At 63.1% G+C, this 20,661-nt stretch carries 20 protein-coding genes; 12 read left to right on the top strand and 8 right to left on the bottom strand.

The genetic code is table 11. The features are described 5' to 3' along the window. Positions 1–77 precede the first annotated feature (77 nt). Positions 78–476, top strand: a complete 399-nt coding sequence (locus P0D87_RS20895) for a BON domain-containing protein (RefSeq protein ID WP_006047170.1) — start codon at positions 78–80, stop codon at positions 474–476. 19 nt (positions 477–495) lie between these two features. Here P0D87_RS20895 and P0D87_RS20890 read toward each other — a convergent pair whose 3' ends face one another. Continuing rightward, positions 496–1,440, bottom strand: a complete 945-nt coding sequence (locus P0D87_RS20890; protein ID WP_053859909.1) for a LysR family transcriptional regulator — start codon at positions 1,438–1,440, stop codon at positions 496–498. Positions 1,441–1,602: 162 nt separating this feature from the next. Here P0D87_RS20890 and P0D87_RS20885 point away from each other — a divergent pair, with 162 nt between their 5' ends. The 5 genes from P0D87_RS20885 to P0D87_RS20865 all read left to right on the top strand — a co-directional run bounded on the left by P0D87_RS20885 (position 1,603) and on the right by P0D87_RS20865 (position 7,279). Beyond that, on the top strand, positions 1,603–2,892 hold the full coding sequence (locus P0D87_RS20885; protein ID WP_053859910.1) for an MFS transporter: 1,290 nt from the start codon (positions 1,603–1,605) through the stop codon (positions 2,890–2,892). A 118-nt stretch (positions 2,893–3,010) separates the two neighbouring features. After that, a complete protein-coding gene (locus tag P0D87_RS20880; RefSeq protein ID WP_053859911.1) occupies positions 3,011–4,519 on the top strand; it encodes a M81 family metallopeptidase in 1,509 nt (502 codons plus the stop codon). A gap of 239 nt (positions 4,520–4,758) precedes the next feature. After that, the gene (locus P0D87_RS20875) at positions 4,759–5,094 is read left to right on the top strand and encodes a DUF4148 domain-containing protein (protein ID WP_006047166.1); all 336 of its coding nucleotides are present in this window, start codon (positions 4,759–4,761) and stop codon (positions 5,092–5,094) included. A gap of 69 nt (positions 5,095–5,163) precedes the next feature. Beyond that, complete coding sequence (locus P0D87_RS20870; RefSeq protein WP_053859912.1) at positions 5,164–5,943, top strand: alpha/beta fold hydrolase; 780 nt, start codon at positions 5,164–5,166, stop codon at positions 5,941–5,943. A 295-nt stretch (positions 5,944–6,238) separates the two neighbouring features. Then, on the top strand, positions 6,239–7,279 hold the full coding sequence (locus tag P0D87_RS20865) for an ATP-binding protein (RefSeq protein ID WP_082367143.1): 1,041 nt from the start codon (positions 6,239–6,241) through the stop codon (positions 7,277–7,279). A gap of 85 nt (positions 7,280–7,364) precedes the next feature. Here the strand turns inward: P0D87_RS20865 and P0D87_RS20860 are convergent, their stop codons facing one another. The 3 genes from P0D87_RS20860 to P0D87_RS20850 form a co-directional block, all read right to left on the bottom strand. After that, positions 7,365–8,636: an epoxide hydrolase family protein gene (locus P0D87_RS20860; RefSeq protein WP_053859913.1), complete on the bottom strand. Its 1,272-nt coding sequence runs from the start codon at positions 8,634–8,636 to the stop codon at positions 7,365–7,367. A 79-nt stretch (positions 8,637–8,715) separates the two neighbouring features. Further along, complete coding sequence (locus P0D87_RS20855) at positions 8,716–9,021, bottom strand: hypothetical protein (RefSeq protein WP_053859914.1); 306 nt, start codon at positions 9,019–9,021, stop codon at positions 8,716–8,718. Between the two features lie 30 nt (positions 9,022–9,051). Continuing rightward, a complete protein-coding gene (locus P0D87_RS20850) occupies positions 9,052–9,318 on the bottom strand; it encodes a DUF4148 domain-containing protein (protein ID WP_053859915.1) in 267 nt (88 codons plus the stop codon). A gap of 418 nt (positions 9,319–9,736) precedes the next feature. Between P0D87_RS20850 and P0D87_RS20845 the strand changes: the two genes are divergently transcribed. From P0D87_RS20845 to P0D87_RS20830, 4 genes are all read left to right on the top strand, one after another. Next, positions 9,737–10,768, top strand: coding sequence for an alpha/beta fold hydrolase (locus P0D87_RS20845; RefSeq protein ID WP_053859916.1), 1,032 nt, complete (start codon positions 9,737–9,739; stop codon positions 10,766–10,768). A 44-nt stretch (positions 10,769–10,812) separates the two neighbouring features. Then, positions 10,813–11,322 carry a cytochrome P460 family protein gene (locus P0D87_RS20840; protein ID WP_053860799.1) on the top strand — a complete coding sequence of 170 codons (510 nt, stop codon included), beginning with the start codon at positions 10,813–10,815 and terminating at the stop codon, positions 11,320–11,322. 332 nt (positions 11,323–11,654) lie between these two features. Beyond that, a complete protein-coding gene (locus tag P0D87_RS20835) occupies positions 11,655–13,382 on the top strand; it encodes a methanol/ethanol family PQQ-dependent dehydrogenase (protein ID WP_006049713.1) in 1,728 nt (575 codons plus the stop codon). Between the two features lie 92 nt (positions 13,383–13,474). Beyond that, positions 13,475–14,725, top strand: coding sequence for a c-type cytochrome (locus P0D87_RS20830; protein WP_171800045.1), 1,251 nt, complete (start codon positions 13,475–13,477; stop codon positions 14,723–14,725). 143 nt (positions 14,726–14,868) lie between these two features. Here P0D87_RS20830 and pqqD read toward each other — a convergent pair whose 3' ends face one another. The 4 genes from pqqD to P0D87_RS20810 form a co-directional block, all read right to left on the bottom strand. Next, the gene (gene pqqD, locus P0D87_RS20825) at positions 14,869–15,150 is read right to left on the bottom strand and encodes a pyrroloquinoline quinone biosynthesis peptide chaperone PqqD (RefSeq protein WP_053859917.1); all 282 of its coding nucleotides are present in this window, start codon (positions 15,148–15,150) and stop codon (positions 14,869–14,871) included. 84 nt (positions 15,151–15,234) lie between these two features. Beyond that, a complete protein-coding gene (pqqA, locus tag P0D87_RS20820; protein WP_013341955.1) occupies positions 15,235–15,309 on the bottom strand; it encodes a pyrroloquinoline quinone precursor peptide PqqA in 75 nt (24 codons plus the stop codon). 196 nt (positions 15,310–15,505) lie between these two features. Continuing rightward, positions 15,506–17,479 carry a sigma-54-dependent Fis family transcriptional regulator gene (locus tag P0D87_RS20815; RefSeq protein WP_171800044.1) on the bottom strand — a complete coding sequence of 658 codons (1,974 nt, stop codon included), beginning with the start codon at positions 17,477–17,479 and terminating at the stop codon, positions 15,506–15,508. Between the two features lie 102 nt (positions 17,480–17,581). Further along, complete coding sequence (locus P0D87_RS20810; protein ID WP_244231041.1) at positions 17,582–18,565, bottom strand: cupin domain-containing protein; 984 nt, start codon at positions 18,563–18,565, stop codon at positions 17,582–17,584. A 130-nt stretch (positions 18,566–18,695) separates the two neighbouring features. On the opposite strand from P0D87_RS20810, the gene P0D87_RS20805 reads away from it, so the two are divergent. Both P0D87_RS20805 and P0D87_RS20800 read left to right on the top strand, forming a co-directional pair. Then, entirely contained in the window at positions 18,696–19,232 is a 537-nt protein-coding gene (locus P0D87_RS20805) for a carboxymuconolactone decarboxylase family protein (RefSeq protein ID WP_006049707.1), read from the top strand. Positions 19,233–19,273: 41 nt separating this feature from the next. Beyond that, complete coding sequence (locus P0D87_RS20800; protein WP_171800043.1) at positions 19,274–20,656, top strand: dihydrolipoyl dehydrogenase; 1,383 nt, start codon at positions 19,274–19,276, stop codon at positions 20,654–20,656. The last annotated feature ends 5 nt before the right edge of the window (positions 20,657–20,661 follow it).

Genomic DNA, 20,661 nt, shown 5'->3' with positions numbered 1-20,661 from the left:
GGCGCAAGCGTAGCCAGTTGCAGTGATCGTTCTAAAAAACCAAAACGTTGTTCTCTCCAACCTCAAAAGGATCAATCATGAAACTTCGACATCTCGTTGTGAGCAGCGGCCTCGCGTTAGCTGCAGCAGCATTCGCATACACGCCGGCATTCGCCGCGGACGCCGTAGCAGCGGCATCGGGCAGCAGCGTGTCCGCCAGCAGCGTGTCACCCAGCAACCCGGCGCCGAGCAAGAAATCAGTTCGGGCAGCTAATCGTACATTTTCGAAGACGGTCCAGAAAGCCCTGTTCCGGACCAAGGGTCTTGAAGACACAACCATCGCCGTGTTCGGCAATGCAAAGACGGGTCACGTGACGCTGGCCGGACAGATCGAGAGCGACGATCAGGAAGGTCTGGCAGTGGACGCCGCGAAGAAAGTACAAGGCGTGACCTCGGTCAGCAGCAAACTGACGCTGCGCGAGCAAGGCGGAGGCTGAACGAACACAGCCTTTGGATTCAGCGTATGGCTTTCCGGCGCGCCGGCCGTTTCACCGGCGCGAACATCGGCATGCGTTCCTCGATCCATTTCAATAGTTCCAGCGGCCCGGCGGCAAGCGGCCGGTCCGCTTTGACCAGCACTCTCGCTTGCGCGCTCTCGAACAGCGGATGAGCGATCGCAACCGTGGTGAGTTCCTCACTTCCGAGTTCGCGGTACGCGGCAAATTCTCCGACCAGCGTCATGAAGTTTTCCGCGGTGACGAAGCGCTTTAGCGCGCTCAACGAGTTCGTGACGAGCGTGGGGCGGATCGACACGTTCGCGGCCACCTGCGCCATCGAAACGACATGGCCGATGCCGAACGTGGACGGCATCAGCGCAAGCGGATACGCCTGCAGGTCATCGAGACTCGCTGGGCCGCCCCGTTTCGCTAGTGGATGATCCTTTCTCAGCAACAGCACGACCGGCTGCGCCGAACTCGCGCGATACGCGATGCGCGCGTGCGGCGGCGGGTTATAGGCGAGCCCGATATGAGCGCGATTCTCCGCGACCTCGTCGAGCAGCGCGTCCACCGCCAGCATCGTCATGCTGACTTCGAGACCGGGATAGCGCGTGCAGAACGGCGCCAGCACATCGTCCACAAAGATATCGACAAAGCCTTCGCTGACGGCCAGTTGAATTTGCCCGGTGCGCAGACCTTTTAGCGCGTGCAACTGGTCTTCGAGCTTCTCCTGTTGCGAGCGATAGCCGCGCCAGAATTCGAGCAGATGCATCGCGGCTTCGGTCGGCTTGACGCCGCGCGCCTGTCGCTCGAACAGCACGGCGCCAAGTTCGTCTTCGAGCAATTTGATCTGCCGCGTAATGACCGACGGCGACGTGTTGATGTGCTCGGCCGCGCCGCGAACGGTGCCATGAGTCAGCACTTCATGGAAATAGCGCAGACGCTGCTGGTTGATTTCTCGCATTTCACCGCTCCTAACGCCGCATTGGCGTTTTCATGGCGATCGCCGTTGCGTTGCTTAAAAGGCAACGATACGTGAACTTAGTTGCTCTTGCTAGCCGACTTTTGCGCTGCCACCATCGACTCAACCCCTGCGACGGGTCCAGTGAGACATTCGGAGACAACCATGTCAGCAATTCATCCATCGGCCGCCGGCGATCCCGCCGCCGCGCTGTACAGCAAGCTCAACTGGCGGCTTCTGCCGTTTCTGGTGACCTGCTACATGTTTGCGTATCTGGATCGCGTGAACGTCGGCTTCGCGAAATTGCAGATGCAGACCGACCTCGGTTTCTCCGACGCCGCGTACGGCGTGGGCGCGGGCATCTTCTTCATCGGCTACGTGCTGTTCGAATTGCCGAGCAACCTGATGCTGCCGAAGGTCGGCGCGCGCAAGACCTTCAGCCGCATTCTGGTGCTGTGGGGCATCACATCCGCGTGCATGCTGTTCGTGCGCAGCGTGCCGGCGTTTTACGCGATGCGCTTTCTGCTCGGCGTATTCGAAGCGGGCTTTGCGCCGGGCATGATCTATTACCTGTCGTGCTGGTATGGACCGGCGCGCATGGCGCGAGCCATTGCGCTCGTGTTCGTCGCGGGACCGCTGGGCGGCATTGTCGGCGGCCCGGTGTCGGCGTGGCTGATGACGAATCTCGCCGGCGTCGGCGGCCTCGCGGGCTGGCAGTGGATGTTTCTCGTCGAAGGCTTGCCGTGCATCGTGCTCGGCCTGCTGACGCTGCGCGTGATCTCCGATCGGCCCGCCGAAGCACGCTGGCTCAACGACCGTGAAAGAGCCTTGCTCGACGGCGAAACCGCGCCGACCCAGCATCGCGCGGATTCGTTCAAGGCGGTGCTGAAAAGCCCGCGCGTGTATGTGCTTGCGCTGGCTTACTTCAGCGTCATTTTTCCGATCTACGCGATCAGCTTCTGGCTGCCGACACTGCTCAAGGAACAGGGCGTGAAAGACACGCTGAGGCTAGGCTGGTACACGGCAATTCCTTATGTGGCCGCGGCCGTCTGCATGTATCTCGCCGGCCGCAGTTCCGACCGGCTCGGCGAGCGACGCTATCACTTCGCGATTCCAGCACTGGGCGCCGCGGTCTTCCTGATCGCAGCGATCCTTGCCGACGGCAATCTGTCGCTTACGCTTGTCGCGCTGACGCTCGGCACCGCTTGCCTGTGGATGGCCTACACGGTGTTCTGGGCGATCCCGTCGCAACTCGTCGAAGGAACGGCCGCGGCGGGCGGGATCGCGCTCATCAATACGGTCGGATTGTCGGGCGGTTTCTGGGGCCCGGCAGTTGTCGGCTGGACGAAGGCGGGGACCGGCAGCATGCATGCGGGACTCTTCGTCATGGCTTGCGCGGCCGCGCTGGCCGCCGTTCTCATCCTCAAGGGCAAGCTGACGCTCAAGCAGGAATAGCGGCTTCGAAGCTGCGTTCGCTCAGATCGCTCACGGCATGACAAATAGGCATCCGAAATAACTCGTGGATGCGCCCGAGTGCGTTCGCGCACGAGTCAAACATAGCAAGGTGACTTCAATGAAAATCCTGATCGCCGGTTTCCAGCACGAAACCAATACCTTTGCGCCGACCAAGGCGTCGTACGAGAGTTTCGTTCAAGGCGAGGGATTCCCGCCGATGGTGCGCGGCGCCAGCGTGCTCAATCTGCGCGACGTCAACGTGCCGATCGGCGGTTTCATCAAGGTCATGGAAGCGAATGGCCGCGAGTTGAAGCCGGTGATCTGGGCCGGCGCGAGCGCGTCGGCGCATGTCACCACCGACGCCTTCGAGCGCATCGGCGGCGAGATTATCGCGGCGGTCGAACAAGGCGGCTTCGATGCGATCTATCTCGACCTGCACGGCGCGATGGTGACCGAGCAACACGACGATGGCGAGGGCGAGTTGCTCGAGCGCGTGCGGCGGATCGTCGGCGAGCGGATGCCGGTGGTCGTGTCGCTCGATCTGCATGCGAACGTCACCGCGCGCATGTTCGCGCACGCGAGCGCGCTCGTCGCGTATCGCACGTATCCGCACGTCGACATGGCGGAAACCGGCGAGCGCGCCGCGCGCATTCTCGAAGACCTGATGCGCGAGCGGCGGCCGTTGCATCGCGCGGTGCGCCGCGTTCCTTTCCTGATTCCGGTGAACGGCATGTGCACGCTCGTCGAGCCCGCGAACGACATGTATCGCATGCTCGCCGACCTGGAAAAACGGCCGGTAGTCTCGGTGTCGTTCGCGCCGGGTTTCCCGGCGGCGGATTTTCCCGAGTGCGGCCCGACGATCTGGGCCTATTCGTTCGACGAAGAAGCAGCCGCGCAAGCCGCCGATGCCTTGTTCGCGAAGATCGTCGGCGAGGAAGCGCGCTGGGACGTGCCCTTTCTCTCGCCCGACGAAGCCGCGCTCGAGGCGATCCGCCTGAGCGCGTCCGCAACGCGCCCGGTCATCATCGCGGATACACAGGACAACCCCGGCGTGGGCGGCGATTCGAACACCATGGGCATGGTGCGCGCGCTGTTGCGCCACGGTGCGACCGAGGCGGCCGTGGGCGTGATCTGGGACGCGCAGGCCGCAGAGGCGGCGCATCGTGCGGGCGTCGGGGCGAGGATCGCGTTGCGGCTCGGCGGCGGTTCCGGTGTGGAAGGCGACTCGCCGCTCGAAGCCGAATTCGAAGTCGAGCACTTGTCGGACGGGCGCTTCCGCTTCGACGGCCCGATGCTGAACGGCATGGAAGGGGAATTGGGACCGGTTGCCTGCTTGCGGATAGAAGGCGTGCGCATTGCCGTGAGCTCGGTGAAGATGCAGATCTTCGATCGCAATCTGTTCCGCGTGGCGGGCATCGAGCCGGAGCGAATGAAGATTCTCGTCAACAAGAGTTCGGTGCATTTTCGCGCGGATTTCGAAGCGATCGCCGAGGCGATTCTCGTCGCCAAAGCGCCTGGCCCGATGGCCGCCGATCCGGCCGATCTGCCGTGGGAACATCTCGCCCCGGACATGCGCGTGCGGCCGCTCGGACCGTCGTTTAGCGAATTGAATACGGTAGCCGGCTGATTCGATTCGCAGAGGTTTTTGTATCGCAGTGTATCCACGCCGTGTCGAGATAAACGCCGTTGCATTAAACGGCTTTGCGAAAACATTGCAGATACGTCGGCGGGGTTAAATGTCTACACGCAAGGTTGATTCGCAACACTGCGCCGGATTCGGGTGACACGCTAGTTCGTAGCTTCCTGCTGCCGCGTGTTTCAACCGAACCTCGACCTTTATATGCCGTCTTTATCTGGAGAAAGCTCATGAAACTCGTTCAATCCCTTCTCGTTGCAGCACTCGTTGCCGTTCCTGCCGTCTCGTTCGCTCAATCGACTCACGCATTGACGCGTGCCGATGTGCGCGCGGAACTCGTCCAGTTGCAGAAGGCCGGCTACAACCCGGCCAGCGACAACACGCAATATCCGAGCAACATCGAAGCGGCCGAAGCCCGCATTGCCGCCCAGAACGGCTCGGCATCCGCTGCATATGGCGGCGTCGAGCAAAGCCGTTCGGCGGCGGGTTCGCACTCGTCGGTGAACCACGTGTCGACTTCGCAGCAAGACGTGGTCGGTCTCGGCCCGATCTACGCGCATTCGTGATTCACGCGACGGCGCGCTTAACCGGGCGTAAAGCGCGCGTCGTCAACTCTCTCGTCGGAAGAAAAACAAATGACAAGACTTCTCAAGAAATTCGCCGGTGCCGCGCTGTTGCTCGGCGGCCTGTTTGCGCTGCAGGCTTCGCACGCCGCGCCGCCGCAGGATCTGAAGGGCAAGAACGTCGTGCTCGTGCACGGTGCGTTCGCCGACGGTTCCAGTTGGGACAAAGTGATTCCGCTACTCGAAGCGCGAGGGGCGCACGTGGTCGCCGTGCAAAATCCGCTGAGCTCGCTGGCCGACGACGTCGCTGCGACCAAACGCGTGATCGAGCAGCAGGACGGACCTGTGGTGCTGGTCGGCCATTCGTGGGCAGGCGTGGTAATCAGTGAAGCAGGCAACGAAGAGAAGGTCAAAAACCTCGTCTATGTCGCCGCGTTTGCGCCGGACAGCGGTCAGTCCATCGACGACATCACCAAAGGAAAGCCGGCGCCCGTGTGGGCCGGCGAGTTGCAGAAAGACTCGGCCGGCTATCTGACTCTGTCGACGAAAGCCGTACTCGAGGATTTCGCGCAGGACGTGCCTTTGCCGCAACGCCGTGTGATCGCGGCGACGCAAGGTCCGTGGGCCTCGGCCTGTATCGGCGAGAAGGTCACGAAAGCGGCGTGGCACGACAAGCCGTCGTATTTCGTCGTGACCGGGCAGGACCGCATGATTGACCCGCATCTGCAACAGGCGATGGCGAAGAACATCGGCGCGCACGTCACGATGGCTAATGCAAGCCACGTCGTAATGGTCAGTCAGCCGAAGTTGGTCGCCGACACGATCATCGCGGCAGCGAAAGCGGCGCAATAGCAGCAGGCGGGCTTGCAGGCCGTGCACATACAAACGTCAGCTTAATGAGTTGTTCGGGCGCCCGCGTGTCGGGGCGCCCGAACAACTCGTTGTCGTTACCGACGATGACCCCTTCCGTGCGGGCCGCCGCCAGCGGCCTCGCGCGCTCGGACACGGCTAACCGAAAGTACACCACCGCATGACGAGGGCAAACCTTAGTAGGGGGTAGACGACCCCATGTCTGATGGTGCGAACCCCGCCCCGCATGATCTTATTCTGCCAAGCCGTCCGACGTGGCGGTGCCAGGAGAACGAAGATGACCTTCATCCATTGGACCGTGTCGCGTGAAGTCTCGCCCAACTCCCTGCTGAAAATCCGAACTCGCGCGGCAAGACGTTTATTGCTCTGGACGGCTCGCGTGCTCGCCGTATTCATAGCGATAAGCATGCCCGCGGCCCATGCAGCGATGCTCTACGCACAGCCGTACCGCGCCGGCGGCTATCTGCTGCCGCTTCTCTGGCTGCTCGCAACGGGCTTCGCGCTGCTCGCGGCGGCTTTGGCGGTGCATGCTTACGAGCAACGTTCGAGCATCGCGCGGCTTGCCGCCGCGATCGAGCAACGCAGCAGCACGGGCACCTTGCCACAAAGTTTGCCGGAGTTCGGGCCGTCCACGGTCGCGCGGCTCGCGCGTGCGATCAACGGTGCGCAGCGCTGCGAGGCCGAGCGCGTCGCCGAACTGCTCGACGTGCTGGCGGCCTATGCACACGATCTGCGCACGCCGCTGACCCGCATGGCCCTGCGCTGCGAGCGAGTCGACGAAGGAGAATTGCGCAGCGCAATGGAGCGCGACATCGCGGAGATGAACGAGCTGGTCGAAGCGAGTCTCGCCTGCGCGCGGATGCAATGCTGCGCCGGCGCGCCGCTGCGGCGCTTCGATGCGGACGGACTGCTCGGCGCGCTCGTCGATAACTACAAGGACATGGGCCGCTCGGTCGAACTCGAAGGCGAGGTCGGCCACCCGGTCGTGACGTGTCCGCACGCGCTGCGCCGGGTGCTCGTCAATCTGATCGACAACGGATTGCGCTATGGCAACGACGTGCGCCTGTGCGTGCGCGTCGATGCTCGTCGCGTGGTGGTCGCGGTCGTCGATTCGGGGCCGGGCATTGTGCCGGCCGAAATGGAAGCGGTATTCGCGCCCTGGTATCGTGCGCCGCAGACGGCAGCGCGTGCGCCGGGATCGGGCCTGGGACTCGCAATCGCTCGGCGCCTGACACTCGCGATGCAGGGCGAACTGCAACTGGAAAATCGCCATAGCGGCGGACTCGAAGCGAGATTGACGCTGCCTCTCGCGGCGTGAACTCGCACCGTTCCTTGGTGGCATGCAAACGTCACGGCGACCGCGCAATGTGCGCGCAATGCAGTCGCCGTGACTCACGCGCCGCCTAACGCAGACTGCGGAACGCCGCGCGAACTTCGGTCGCGAAGAGTTGCGGCTGTTCCCACGCGGCGAAGTGGCCTCCTTTATCGACTTCGTTGAAATAGATCAGATTGTGATAGGCGCGCTCGGTCCAGCTACGCGGCGCCTGATAGATCTCTCCAGGAAAGACCGTCACTGCCGCAGGCAACGAGATATCGACCGCGTTGAAGTTGTTCGAATGATCTTCCCAGTAGATTTGTGCAGCGGACGTGGCGCTGTCCGTCAGCCAGTAGAGCGAGATGTCGTCGAGAATTTCGTCGCGTGTGAGCGAGCGTTCCGGCACGCCGCCGCTATACGTCCATTGCGAAATCTTGTCGTACATCCATGCGGCCTGGCCGACAGGCGAATCCGCGAGTGCGTAGCCGACGGTCTGCGGCCGCGTCACCATCATCTGCGCATAGCCGCAATTGTCGCGATAGAAAACATTCAGCGAGTCATACGCCGCTTTCTCTTTCGGCGACAGATTGGCCGGCGCGGGTTCGCCCAGCGTGAGCAGCGTCGCGATGTCCGGCGGCACGGTCGCCGGCATGTTGACGTGAATACCGATCAGCCCTTTGACCTTCTGCATCGCCATGCGGTGCGAGATCACCGATCCGCAATCGCCGCCTTGCGAAACGAAGCGCGTGTAGCCGAGCCGCGCCATCAGTTCACCCCATGCACGCGCAATGTGATCCGATCCCCAGCCGGTCTTCTTCGGTTGTTCGGAGAAGCCAAAACCGGGCAGCGAAGGAACGACGACGTGAAACGCGTCGTCAGCGCTGCCGCCATACGCGGTCGGATCGGTGAGCGGCCCGATGGCCTTGATCAGCTCGAAGATCGAGCCAGGCCAGCCGTGCGTCATGATGAGCGGCAACGCATTTTTGTGGCGCGAACGTACGTGGACGAACTGGATATCGAGCCCGTCGATTTCAGTCATGAACATCGGCAGCGCGTTCAGTTTCGCTTCGCCTTTGCGCCAGTCGTAATCGGTGCCCCAGTACTTCGCGAGCGTCTGCATTCTGGCGAGCCGCACGCCTTGCGATTCATCGGCGACGGTTTCTTTGCCAGGCCAGCGCGTGGCCGCGATGCGCCGGCGCAGATCGACGAGGTCGGCTTCCGGCACGTTGACTTTGAACGGACGGATCTTGCTGTCGCCCGCGGCGGCGAACACCGAGCCGGGAATCAGCCCCATCGCGCCGACTGCAACGGAGGCGGCCAGCACGTGACGTCGAGCGGGAGAAAACGGTGTTGAAGACATATTTTTATTTCCTGACGCTATGAGAAACCGGCGCGCTCATCGCGGCGAGCCGGCAAGTTATCGATCAGTCGACTCGCATTCAATGATGTGCATACGGCGCGATGGAGATGTCCGATGCGTCCGATGCGTGCGTCAGCGAACGCGAGCCGGCCTGCGAAGTGGTGTCGTGCATGCCGCCGTACGATTGCGCGTCGATGTCCGTGCTCGCCATCAGAGCGGTTTGTTCGGCGCGCACGGTCTCGGCGCTCTGGCCGCGTTGCGACGACGGTGCGCCGATCAGCGGGTCGTAGTGGGGCGCGGGGCCGTAGCCGCTGCTGGCGAAAACGGGCGCGGCGATCGCGGCGCTGGTGGAAAGAACTGCGGCGATGACGAGACGCTTGATCATGATGAAACCTCCAAGATTGAATGGAAAAACTTAGCTACCCTGATAGATCTTGCTGAGTGCCGCGAGCTGGCCGTCCTTCTGGGCGCGCACCAGTTCCTGACGAACTTCGGCGCGCGTCTTCGCTGTCGTTGCGGGCCGAACCGGCGCCCACTGAGTTGCTTGCTGCGCGTCGTAGCTGTCGGCGTTTGTGGTGGCGGAATTGACCGCCGGATTCGCTGCATAAGCGGAAACAGTCATTGCCGAAGCGGCAAGAGCAGTAAAAGCGGTAAAGGCCAAAGCGATGATCGAGACTTTCATGTCGTTCTCCTGGAACAGTTCAAATGGAAAGCATCCGTACGGGCATCTGCGAGCCGCTATCGGCAGTGAGGCTTGCCGTGCTGCGTCGATCAGAGTCCGTCGTTGGAATGCATTAGAACCGGGAGAGGTATCTGGCTTGTGTCGTGGGAAGGGGCTATTGCAAGGCTGTGTATCGCTTTGGACTTCATACACATTGGGAAACAAATTTCTGCTTTCGCTTCTATTCAGCTTTTGCCGGATCGAATGCCATGTCCGTTTTGTATCCCAATGTATCTACACAACCGGGCGACACATAACGTTGCACTCGCGTGCGTCGTGGACATACGGCGGATACTTTGAAGGCGTCTAATACTTCCACGCCGGCCGGACTGGCAACGCGCAGGCTCTCGCAAGTTTTCATTCAAAAAAGGAAATAGCCATGACTGAACAGATTAATAACCGGCGTCGTCGTCTGCTCGGTACGACCGTCGCGGGCATCAGCCTGATGGAACTTGGTTTGAGCGGACTCGCGCATGCGCAGTCCACTGGCGCGAAGGCGGGCGCGGGCGCGACCTCCTTCGAGAACCTTCGGCAGATCAACGCGGGCACGCTGAACATCGGTTATGCAGAAGCGGGTCCGCAAAACGGCCCCGTCGTGATCCTGTTGCACGGCTGGCCATACGACATTTATAGCTACGTCGAAGTCGCGCCGCTGCTGGCCGCCGCCGGCTATCGGGTGATCGTGCCGTATCTGCGCGGCTACGGCTCGACGCGCATTCTCTCGGCAGATACGCCGCGTAACGGGCAGCAGGCCGTCATCGCTCTCGACATCATCAATCTGATGGACGCGCTGAAGATCGACAAGGCCATTTTCGGCGGCTTCGATTGGGGCGCGCGCACGGTGAACATCATTGCGGCGCTGTGGCCGGAACGCTGCAAGGCGATGGTGTCGGTGAGCGGTTATCTGATCGGCAGCCAGGAAGCCAACAAGGCGCCGTTGCCGCCGAAAGCGGAACTCGCGTGGTGGTATCAGTTCTACTTCGCGACCGAGCGCGGCGCGGCGGGCTACGACGCAAACCGTCACGACTTCAACAAGCTGATCTGGCATACCGCGTCGCCCAAATGGAATTTCGACGATGCGACGTTCGAGCGCTCGGCGGCTTCGTTCGTCAATCCGGATCACGTCGCGATCGTGATTCACAACTACCGCTGGCGTCTCGGACTCGCGCAGGGCGAACCGCAATACGACGATCTGGAGAAACGTCTCGCGAAGGGGCCGACTATCTCCGTGCCGACCATCACGATGGAAGGCGACGCCAACGGCGCACCGCATCCCGAGCCGTCGGCCTACGCAAAGAAGTTCACCGGCAAGTACGCGCATCGCAATGTCGGCGGCGGCACTGGGCATAACCTGCCGCAGGAAGCGCCGAAAGCCTTCGCCGACGCCGTCATCGACGTCGCCCGTTTTTAAGCGGACGAAGCGGACGAAGCGGAGACAGGCACATGACGATGCAGATGCGAAAAGTACGGACCGCATACGTTGCGCTGAGCGCGGCGCTCTTGCTCGGCGCAGTCGCGGAACACGCGCTGGCGGGGCCCGCGAAGTCGGCGCCGTCGCCGATCTACGGGGTGACGATTCCCGACGGCTACCGCAAGTGGCAGATGATCGCGCCGGCCGAAGAGGCCGCGCCGCTCGACGAGCTGCGCGTCGTGCTCGGCAACCCCGCGGCGATCAAGGCGATCGAGAACTCGACGTTGCCTTATCCGGACGGCACGATCCTCGTCAAGCTCGCATACAAGCGCAAGCAGTCGCCCGAGTTCGCGACCGCGACGATTCCCGGACCGCCCACCACGGTCCAGGTGATGGTGAAGGACTCGCGCCGTTATGCATCGACGGGCGGTTGGGGTTTCGGGCGCTTCGTCAACGGCCAGCCGGTCGATGCCGCACAACACCAGACCTGCTTCGCGTGTCACGCGGCGAAGGTCAAGGATCGCGACTACGTGTTCACGCGATTCGCGCCGTAAGCGCGGCGGCTCTCCCCACACTTCCGACCCAACGCCCGCTGTCTTTTTTAGCAACACATCGGCGATGGATTGCTTCAACGTGCAACAGCCCTTATCACGTTGACCCAGCGCGCGGATCGGTCCTGCTTTCCTCCTCTCCTTAGCCCCGCGCGTGTTGCGCCGGAACCATGCCGCAATGGCATGCGACTTGCCTCGAACGGTTCGCAGCCAGACTGCGTTCCCCAGACGATGGCGTCGCCGTCCGGCTTCCCGTCGATAACTCAACAGCAAGCATGTGATGTGTGACCGGAGCAGCGCTTTACTCAAGCTCGGGTCGACACCAGGAGACAAGGATGAAAGCACGTTCGATTCGGACGATGCGGCGAGGAGCGCTTGCGATAAGCGTCGCCGCGGCCGTCGGTTTGTCATGCGCAACGGCGGCGGTGGCCGACGATTATCCCGCCGTCACCTACGAACGGCTGACCGCCGCGCAAAGCGATCCCGGCTGGCTCACGTACTACCGCACCTACAACGGCCAGGCGCACTCGCCGCTCAAGCAGATCGACACGTCGAATGTGAAGCAGTTGAAGCAGGTCTGGAGCTACAAGTTTCCGGCCGAACTGCAACAGGGTTTCGAAGCGACGCCGATCGTCAACGGCCGTTATCTCTTCGTGACCACGCCGAAAGACAACGTCTATGCGTTCGACGCGGCAAGCGGCAAGCAACTGTGGAAGTTCGAGCCGAAGCTCAGCGCCGAATCGTTCAAGACCGCCTGCTGCGACGTGATCAATCGCGGCGTCGCGCTTTACGGCAAGAACGTGTATGTGGCGATGCTCAACGGCGAGGTCGTCGCGCTCGATGCGCAAACGGGATCGCCGACGTGGCGCAAGGCGATGTTCGAGCCCGGAGTCGGCTACGCGTTTTCGCTTGCGCCACTCGCGCTCGACGGCGCGCTGGTGGTCGGCAGCGCGGGCGGCGAATATGGCGCGCGCGGCTTTATCGCGGCGTTGAATCCCGACAACGGCAACGTGCTGTGGAAGCGCTTCACGGTGCCCGCAGCCGGCGAGAAGGGTGGGAACACATGGCCCGACGGCATGCAGGAGCATGGCGGCGCGCCGGCCTGGCTGACGGGCACGTATGACGCGGCATCGAAAACGCTGTACTGGGGCGTCGGCAATCCCGGACCTTGGCTCGCGGATCTGCGGCCGGGCGACAACCTGTATTCGGATTCGCTGCTCGCGCTCGATCCGAAGACCGGCGATCTCAAATGGCATTACCAGTACACGAAACACGATACCTGGGACTATGACGGCGTCAACACGCCGGTGCTTGCCAATATCAAGTATCAGGACAAGGACTACGACGCGATCATCCATGCCGACCGCAATGGCTACTTTCACGCAATCGACCGGTCGACGGGCAAGCTGATCTACGCGAAGCCCTTCGTCAAGGCCACCTCCGTGACCGGCTATACAGCGGACGGCGCGCCGATTCAGGACCCGGCGAAATATCCGAAGACCGGCACGACGATCGAAACGTGCCCGAGCTTTCTCGGCGGCAAGAACTGGTGGTCGGTTTCGTACGATCCGGACAAGCACATCGCGATCGTTCCCGCGCTGCATGCGTGCATGTCGCTGTCCGGCAAGTCGGTCACGTACATGGAAGGACTGCCGTACCTCGGCGAAGGCTTCGAGATCAAGCCGGAGCCTGGCAGCAAGGGCTACGGCGAACTGCAGGCTATCGACGTCGGCACCGGCAAGAAGCTGTGGAGTTTCTGGAGCAAGCTGCCGTGGAACGGCGGCGTCGCGACGACCGCGGGTGGTCTCGCGTTTAGCGGTTCGCTCGACGGCCATCTGTACGCATTCGACACGGCGACCGGAAAAGTGCTCTGGAAAAGCCCGAAACTGGCGAGCGGCATCGTGGCGCAGCCGTCGGTATTCGAAGTCGACGGCAAGGAGTACGTGGCGATTCTCGCCGGCTACGGCGGGGCCAATCCGATCTGGGGCGGACCGATGGCGAAGGCCGCGGAGAAGGTCCCGCGCGGCGGCACGCTCTACGTGTTCGCACTCAATCGCGGCTGATGCCCACGCGGCGCCGGCGCCGGTCCTGCCCGATGCACATTCGCTCGAGCAACCAGGCTGCGGCGGCGCCGCTTCTTTCCGGAAGCAAGACCATGAAGACTCGACTCAACTCTTTTGCTCTCGCCGGCGCATTGCTCGCGAGCGGCGCGCTGATGCCCGGCCACGCGAGCGCGGGCGTGCGCGTCTGCACGTTTCCAGGCAGTCCGTCGACGGCACTCGACGAGGCCGTGACGCGCGAAGCGTTTCGTACCGCGGGCATCGCCTTTACGCTCACGCCAGGCGGCTTCGCGAGCAGCGACGACGACGGCGTGTCGCTGAAGGAACTCGACAAGGCGCTCGCGCGCAAGTGCGATGCGATCGCCGGCTTTCCGCGCTCGAATATCGCGGACGGCTCCGGCAGCAAGCTCGTTTTCTCGCGTGCCTATCTGCGCTCGGGCTACGTGAGCGTGACGATGCAGGAATCCGCGGCGCATGCGGGCGGCGCGGAAATCGTCGCGGCCACTTATGCGAGCCCCGCGCAGTTGATCGCCGTGCAACAGCCCAATGTGAAGCTCGATCTGCAGAACACGGCCGAGCTTACCGTCGATGCCGTCGCAAGCGGACATGCGCAGCGCGCGATCGTCTGGTATCCGGCTGTCGTCGCTTATACGAACACGCATCCTGGGCGGAGCTTTCATATCGCGCAAGCCGCTTCGGCGTATGCGGACTGGCACCTGGTATTTGCGTTCGGCAAAAACGGTGCGGCGTTGCAGCCGCGTATCGACGCCGCGTTGCGCAAGATGGAGTCCGACGGCAGGCTCGCCGCGCTGACGCGCGGCTGGACGTTGCCGCGCATGACGCAGGCGAGTGCGCCCGACGCAGCGGCGTTTCTCTATCGCGACGGTCCTCGGCGTGCCGACGTTAAATCGCCGATCATGCGAGCCGGCGGCCGTGAGATCGAGCGCGGCCATTTCATCAAGGTCGATGCAGCCGTGCCCGCGGACGCGCCGGCTTTCGATCGCGCGCAGGTCGCGCATGGCAAGACGCTGTACTCGAGCGCGTGCGCGAAGTGCCACGGTCCCGAGCTGCAAGGGTTGAACGCGCCGGCGTTGCGCGGCCCGTCGTTCGCGCCGACCTCGAATGCGAAGCTGACCATCGGCGGTGTGTATGGATACATGGCGAACAACATGCCGGCGGACCGTCCGGGCAAGATGAAGCCGCAGGATTACGCGGACATCATGGCGTTTCTGCTGTATTCGAACGGCTACAGCGCTGGAAAGACGAAGTTGACGGATGAGAGCGCGAGGGCTTCGTCGAAACCGTTGAACGCGGGTAGCTCGCTCAGTGCGGGCACTTCGCAATAGCGTCGTGAAGCGCTGAAAAGCCAACGCGCAAGCGCAAACTTCGGCAACGAAAGAAAGCGCCCGGCGGTTCTTCCGAGCAACGGAGAAACGCCGGGCGCTTCATGCGTGTGCGTCAATAACGCCATTCGGCACGCAACCGCAAATCACTCCACCCAGCCGCGCTGCCGCGCATGTTCGATGAAACGGTAAACGTCCGTGGCGAGATCCGACGCGTTGAACATAGCCTCGAGCTCGCCGATGATGTCATCGAGTTCGCGCTTGCCGTCGCAGCGGCTCAAAATTTCGCCTGCGCTCGGATTCAATCTGATGACGCCTTGCGGCGAGAGCAGCACATAGCCGTCTTCGGCGACTTCCCGTTGCAGGCGAAAGTGCGGGCGCAAATTCGGCCTCGGACCGATGCAGCGTTCAGTATCCGGAGCGGTCATACGAGGCACGCCTTTTTGTCCGTTGTGACAGGCCGCCGCGCGCGACACGTTCGGTGACGCGCGCGGCGGCGCTTCATGCTTGCTTCAGCGTGTGGCGATATACATCGTGACTTCGAAACCGAAACGCAGATCGGTGTAGGCGGGGGTAGTCCACTGCATGGCTGTCTCCTTGGATAGGACGTTTGATTAAAAACCGCATCGGTGAAGCGGTCCCGTGCTCAAACGCAAGGTCCATGCCGAACTTATCCATGTGTGCTTGCAGCCCACGTAAAGCGCGAGCAAGCCGCCGATGCCCGAGCGCTGTTCAATTCCGGCACACTCGTGTTGCACAACAGAGCAGTGCAATGCGCGCGATTCACGCGGCGTCTTCGCTATTGTTCGCGCCGTGCGCCGGCAGCTTGCGATAGATCGTATTGCGCGAGATGCCGAGCGTGCGAGCCGCCGCCGACACGTTGCCGCCATGCTGCGCGAGCGCATTCGCGATCACGCTCGCGGCGACGTCATGCAGCCGCCCGCTGGGCAGCGGCAACGCATCCGCTGCATGCGTGGACGATGGCCGCGCGGCGCGCAGATCGTCGAAGAAGTCGTCAGGCAGATGCTCGCGGCGAATCTCGCCGTCGGCATCCACCATCACGGCCGCGGTGCGCAGCAGATTGCCAAGCTGGCGAAAGTTGCCGGGCCACGCGCATTGCTCGAAGAGCGTCATCACGTCGCCGGCGATGCTGAGCGGCTGGTCGCCGGCGTTCTCGGCCGACGCGCAATCGAGCATCTTCTTGATCACCGCCGACAAATCGGTGCGTTCGCGCAGCGGCGGCAATTTGACGACCAGTCCATTGAGCCGGTAGTACAGATCCTCGCGAAAGCGGCTCTGCGCGATCATTTCGCGCAGATCGCGATGGGTCGCGCAAATGATCGCGACATCGACGGGAATCGACTTGGCGGAGCCGAGCGGGTTCACGAGACGCTCCTGCAGCACGCGCAACAGGCGCACTTGCAACGGGTACGGCATGTCGCCGATTTCATCGAGAAAAAGCGTGCCGCCGTTGGCTTGCAGCAGTTTGCCGACGGCGCCTTTGCGGCGCGCGCCGGTGAACGCGCCTTCTTCATAGCCGAACAGTTCCGACTCGATCAACGTTTCGGGGATCGACGCGCAGTTCACCGCGACGAAAGGCGCCGCGCGCCGGGGCGAATCGTTGTGGATGGCCTGCGCGAGCAGTTCCTTGCCGGTGCCCGTCTCGCCGGTGATCAGGATCGGGATGTTCTTGCCGATCACCTTGCGCACCTTCGTGATGACCGCCGCGATCCGCGGATCGCCGGTGTCGAGCTGGCTCAGCGTCGATAGCGGATTCGCGGGCGGCGCGCATGGCTCGTTGCGCTTGCCCGCCGCCGCTTCGCTCGACGTATGAAAGCGAGCGGGCTCGTCGGCGAGCGTCGTGCGGCGGAATTGAACGTTGGCGCAGACCACCGCGCCGTTGCTCAGGTTCAGCGACAGATGCCGGTCGCGATGCATGCGCAGACGGTCGATCAACTGCGCGCTCGTGAGCCCGAACAGCGACGACAGCGTATGCGCGCGCAACCCTGCAAGCGGCAGCCCGAGCTGGAATTGCGCGCTGCGATTCGCGGACAGAAAGCGGCCGTCGCAGGTGAACGCGGCGATGCCTTCCATCAACGTACCGAGGAACTCGGGGCGGCCATGAAAGGCGATCTGCAAGGTCTCACGGAACGTGTTGGCGAACAGATGATTCTCGATCATCTGCACGGACATTTTCGCGAGCGCCATGGTGTGCTGGTGATAGCTGCGATGATCGCCCGTGACGTCGAGCACGCCGATGAGATCGCCATACGGATCGAGAATCGGCACGCTCGAACAGGTCAGAAACCGGTTCGCCGCGAGATAGTGCTGCTCGCCGTGCACGACAGTCGCGCTGCGTTCAGCCAGCGCCGTGCCGATTGCATTCGTGCCTTGCCGGCTCTCCGCCCAGTTCGCGCCCGGCCGCAGCGCGACTTTCTCGGCGCGCCGCAAAAAGTCGTCGTCGCCGATGGAATGAAGGATCAGACCTTCGGCGTCGGTCAGCACGATCATGCTCTGGGTGTTCACAATCTGCTCATGCAGCGTTTCCATCACCGGCGTGGCGTGCGCGCAGAGGATGCGGTTCTGCTCGAGCTTCATTGCGAGTTCGCCGGCGGGCAGCACGTCGTAATCGGGGCGCATGGACTCGCTTAGACCGAATACCTCCGAGCGTTCATGGGACTTCTGAATCGACGGCGTAAGCCAGCAAGCCTCGCGCGTGGCGATTGGGGTTGCGGCGTGATACATGTCATCGCGCATTGTCTCCTCCTGGTCGGGCCCCGGTCGTTCTGCCGGGGTCGTGCAGGTGCGACAGAATGCAAATACTGCGCCAGGCGCTTGCGATATGCGGATTCGCTTGCTCTACAGACTTGCTTCTCCAACCTCGTTTCGCGACGAACGCGCACGCCACTTCGCTGGCGTCATGCCGACCTGCCGTTTGAAAACGCGCTGAAATGCGGCTTCCGATTGATACCCCACCGCCTCACCGATCTCGGCGACAGACATGCCCGTTTGCGCCAGCTTGCGTCCGGCGATCGCCATGCGGATGTCCGTGAGCACGTCGCTCGCCGAGCGGCCGATCGCTTCGTCGAAATGACGGGCGAACGTAGCGCGCGACATGTGACAGAGTTCGGCGAGCGTCGGCAGCGTCCACGGCTTCCCCGGTTCGTCGAACATGGCCGCAAGAGCCGGTTGCAGGCGCTGACGCTGCGCAAGCGCAAGCAGGCCGCGCGGCGCTTCGTCGGTAGTGGACGCGCAGCGCAGGGTCAGCGCAAACAAAGCGCCCGAAAGCTGATTCACGACCGTCGCGCTGCCCGGCTGCTGCTCGAACGCTTCCTCACGCATTAATTCGATGACGCGCGCAAGCCGGCTTGCTGCGAACGCGGCGTCGCGCGCCGCTCCGTCGCCCGTGTCCGCGTTCACGCTGCTCACCAGCAAACGGCCCGGCAGATGATCGCGCATCAGTTGCTGCGGCACGGCCGGCAGCACGAAGCGCCCGCACAGCACATCGGCGCCTTCGCGTACTTTGCCGTTCGTGACGATGGTCAATCCGTCCTTCTGCTGCTCGCGCGCCGGTCGCGGCGGACTGCCGCTGCCGTCGTGCAACGTATGAGCGCTGCCCGACGGAAACAGCACGATGTCGCCGGCTTTCATGCGCAGCGCCGGTTCGCCTTTCGTTCCCGCAGCGCTTTCGATCACAGCCTCGCCGCGCAACAGCACGTGATACGGAAACTCCCACTCGTTCGATTCGGGATGATCGAGGCGCCACGGCGAGCCGAAGTGGCACCGTACGTCGAGCCGTCCGGTCACCGGCATCAGCGAGAGCAATCGGTCGAGCAGTTCCATATGAGACGTTTGAGCATGAAGTTGCGAAAGTATGGCATTAAAGAACTCGCCGCGCATCCCTACACTGACTCCCATGCCATACGACATGGCTAAGCAGTTTCAACCGCCAACCTGAAGGAAGGAGTCAATCATGTCCCGTCTGACCACCATTCGCCCCGAAGAAGCAACTGGCGCAGCCGCCGAAGTGTTCGCGAAGATCAAGAAGGCTGTCGGCAAGGTGCCCAACGCGTACGCGACCATCGGCACGCACAGCCCCGAAGCGCTCAGCGCGGCGCTCGCATTCGATGCAGCCGTGGATGCCGGCACGCTCGGCAAGGCGGACATCGAAGTCATCAAGCTGGCCGTCAGCGAGCACGTGGGCTGTGACTACTGTGTGGCCGCGCATACGTTGAAGGGCAAGCTGGCCGGTCTGTCGAGCGACGACATGAAGCAGGTACGTGCCGGCGTTGCAACCGGCGACGCGAAGCGCGACGCGCTGGTGACGTTTGTGCAAACGCTGGTCGGTACGCGCGGCACGGTGCCCGAGGCGGCTCTCGATGCAGTGCGCGCGGCCGGTTACACGGACCGCCAGATCATCGAAATCAACCTGGCCATCGCGTCGATCACGTTCACGAATCTCGTGAATCGCGTGAACGACACGACGATCGACTTCCCCGCAGTCAAGTAACCCGCAACTGCGGCACTCAAATTTCGACAGGAGAGACTGTCATGCGCACCATTCATACAGACGTCGCCGTAATCGGCGCAGGCACGGCCGGGCTGTCGGCTTACCGCAGCGCGAAAGCCGAAGGCCGCAAGGCCGTGATCATCGAAGGCGGTGAATACGGCACGACGTGTGCGCGAGTGGGGTGCATGCCGTCGAAGCTGCTGATCGCGGCGGCGGAAGCCGCGCACGCCGCGAGCCACGCGGAACCGTTTGGCGTTCGTGTCGATGGAGTGCGGATAGACGGCGAGGCGGTCATGCAGCGCGTGCGCAGCGAGCGTGACCGCTTTGTCGGCTTCGTCGTGGACGGCGTGCACGCGTTGCCGGAAGCGGACCGGCTGATCGGCCACGTGCGCTTCATCGACGACCGGCTGTTGCAGGTCGGCAGCGATACGCTCGTGCATGCGGCGAGCGTGGTGATCGCGACGGGTTCGACGCCTGTCGTCCCCGAGATTCTTCGTGGCGTCGGCGAGCGCGTTATCGTGAACGACGATGTGTTTGCATGGCAGACGCTGCCGCGCAGCGTGGCCGTGGTGGGCCCGGGCGTGATCGGTCTGGAACTCGGTCAGGCGCTGGCTCGCCTCGGTGTGAAGGTGAGCGTGTTTGGCGCGCGCGGCGGCGTGGGTCCGCTGACGGACCCCGTGATCGGGGCGGAAGCGCGCGCGACGTTTGCCGCAGCGTTCCACTTCGAGCCGCAGGGTACGCTCGAAGCCGCGACGGCAGTCGAAGGCGGCGTGCGGATTCGCTATGCGCGCGCCGACGGAAGCTATGTCGAGGACACGTATGAGTACGTGCTCGCAGCGACCGGCCGACGCCCGAACGTTGCGCAACTCGGCCTCGAAAACACATCGCTCGAACTGGATGCGCACGGCGTGCCGCGCTTCGACCGCGACACGCTGCAAGTGGGCGCCCATCCGGTCTTCATTGCGGGCGACGCGAACGGGATTCTGCCGCTCCTGCACGAAGCCGCCGACGAAGGCCGCGCCGCCGGACGCAATGCCGCGCTTTATCCCGATGTCGTGCCGCTGGTGAGGCGCGCGCCGCTCGCCATCGTTTTCTCCGATCCGCAGATCGCGATGGTCGGGGCACGGCATCGCGATCTCGCGCCGGATAGTTTCGTGGCGGGCGAAGTCAGCTTCGAAGACCAGGGGCGCAGCCGCGTCATGCTGAAGAATCACGGACGGGCGAGGGTGTACATCGATCGCGCGACGCGGCGCTTTGTCGGCGCGGAATGGTTCGGCCCGGCCGCGGAACACATCGGTCATCTGCTCGCGTGGAGCTTGCAGATGAAGGTCACGGTCGACGATATGCTCAGGATGCCTTTCTATCATCCGGTCGTCGAGGAAGGGTTGAGGACGGCGTTGCGGGATGCGGCGGCGCGGTTGTAGGAGAC

It is taken from the genome of Paraburkholderia sp. RL17-368-BIF-A (assembly GCF_046054045.1).
Taxonomy (GTDB): domain Bacteria; phylum Pseudomonadota; class Gammaproteobacteria; order Burkholderiales; family Burkholderiaceae; genus Paraburkholderia; species Paraburkholderia graminis.
The sequence above is the reverse complement of the archived record's forward strand: the minus strand, read 5'-3'. Positions and strand labels throughout refer to the sequence as shown.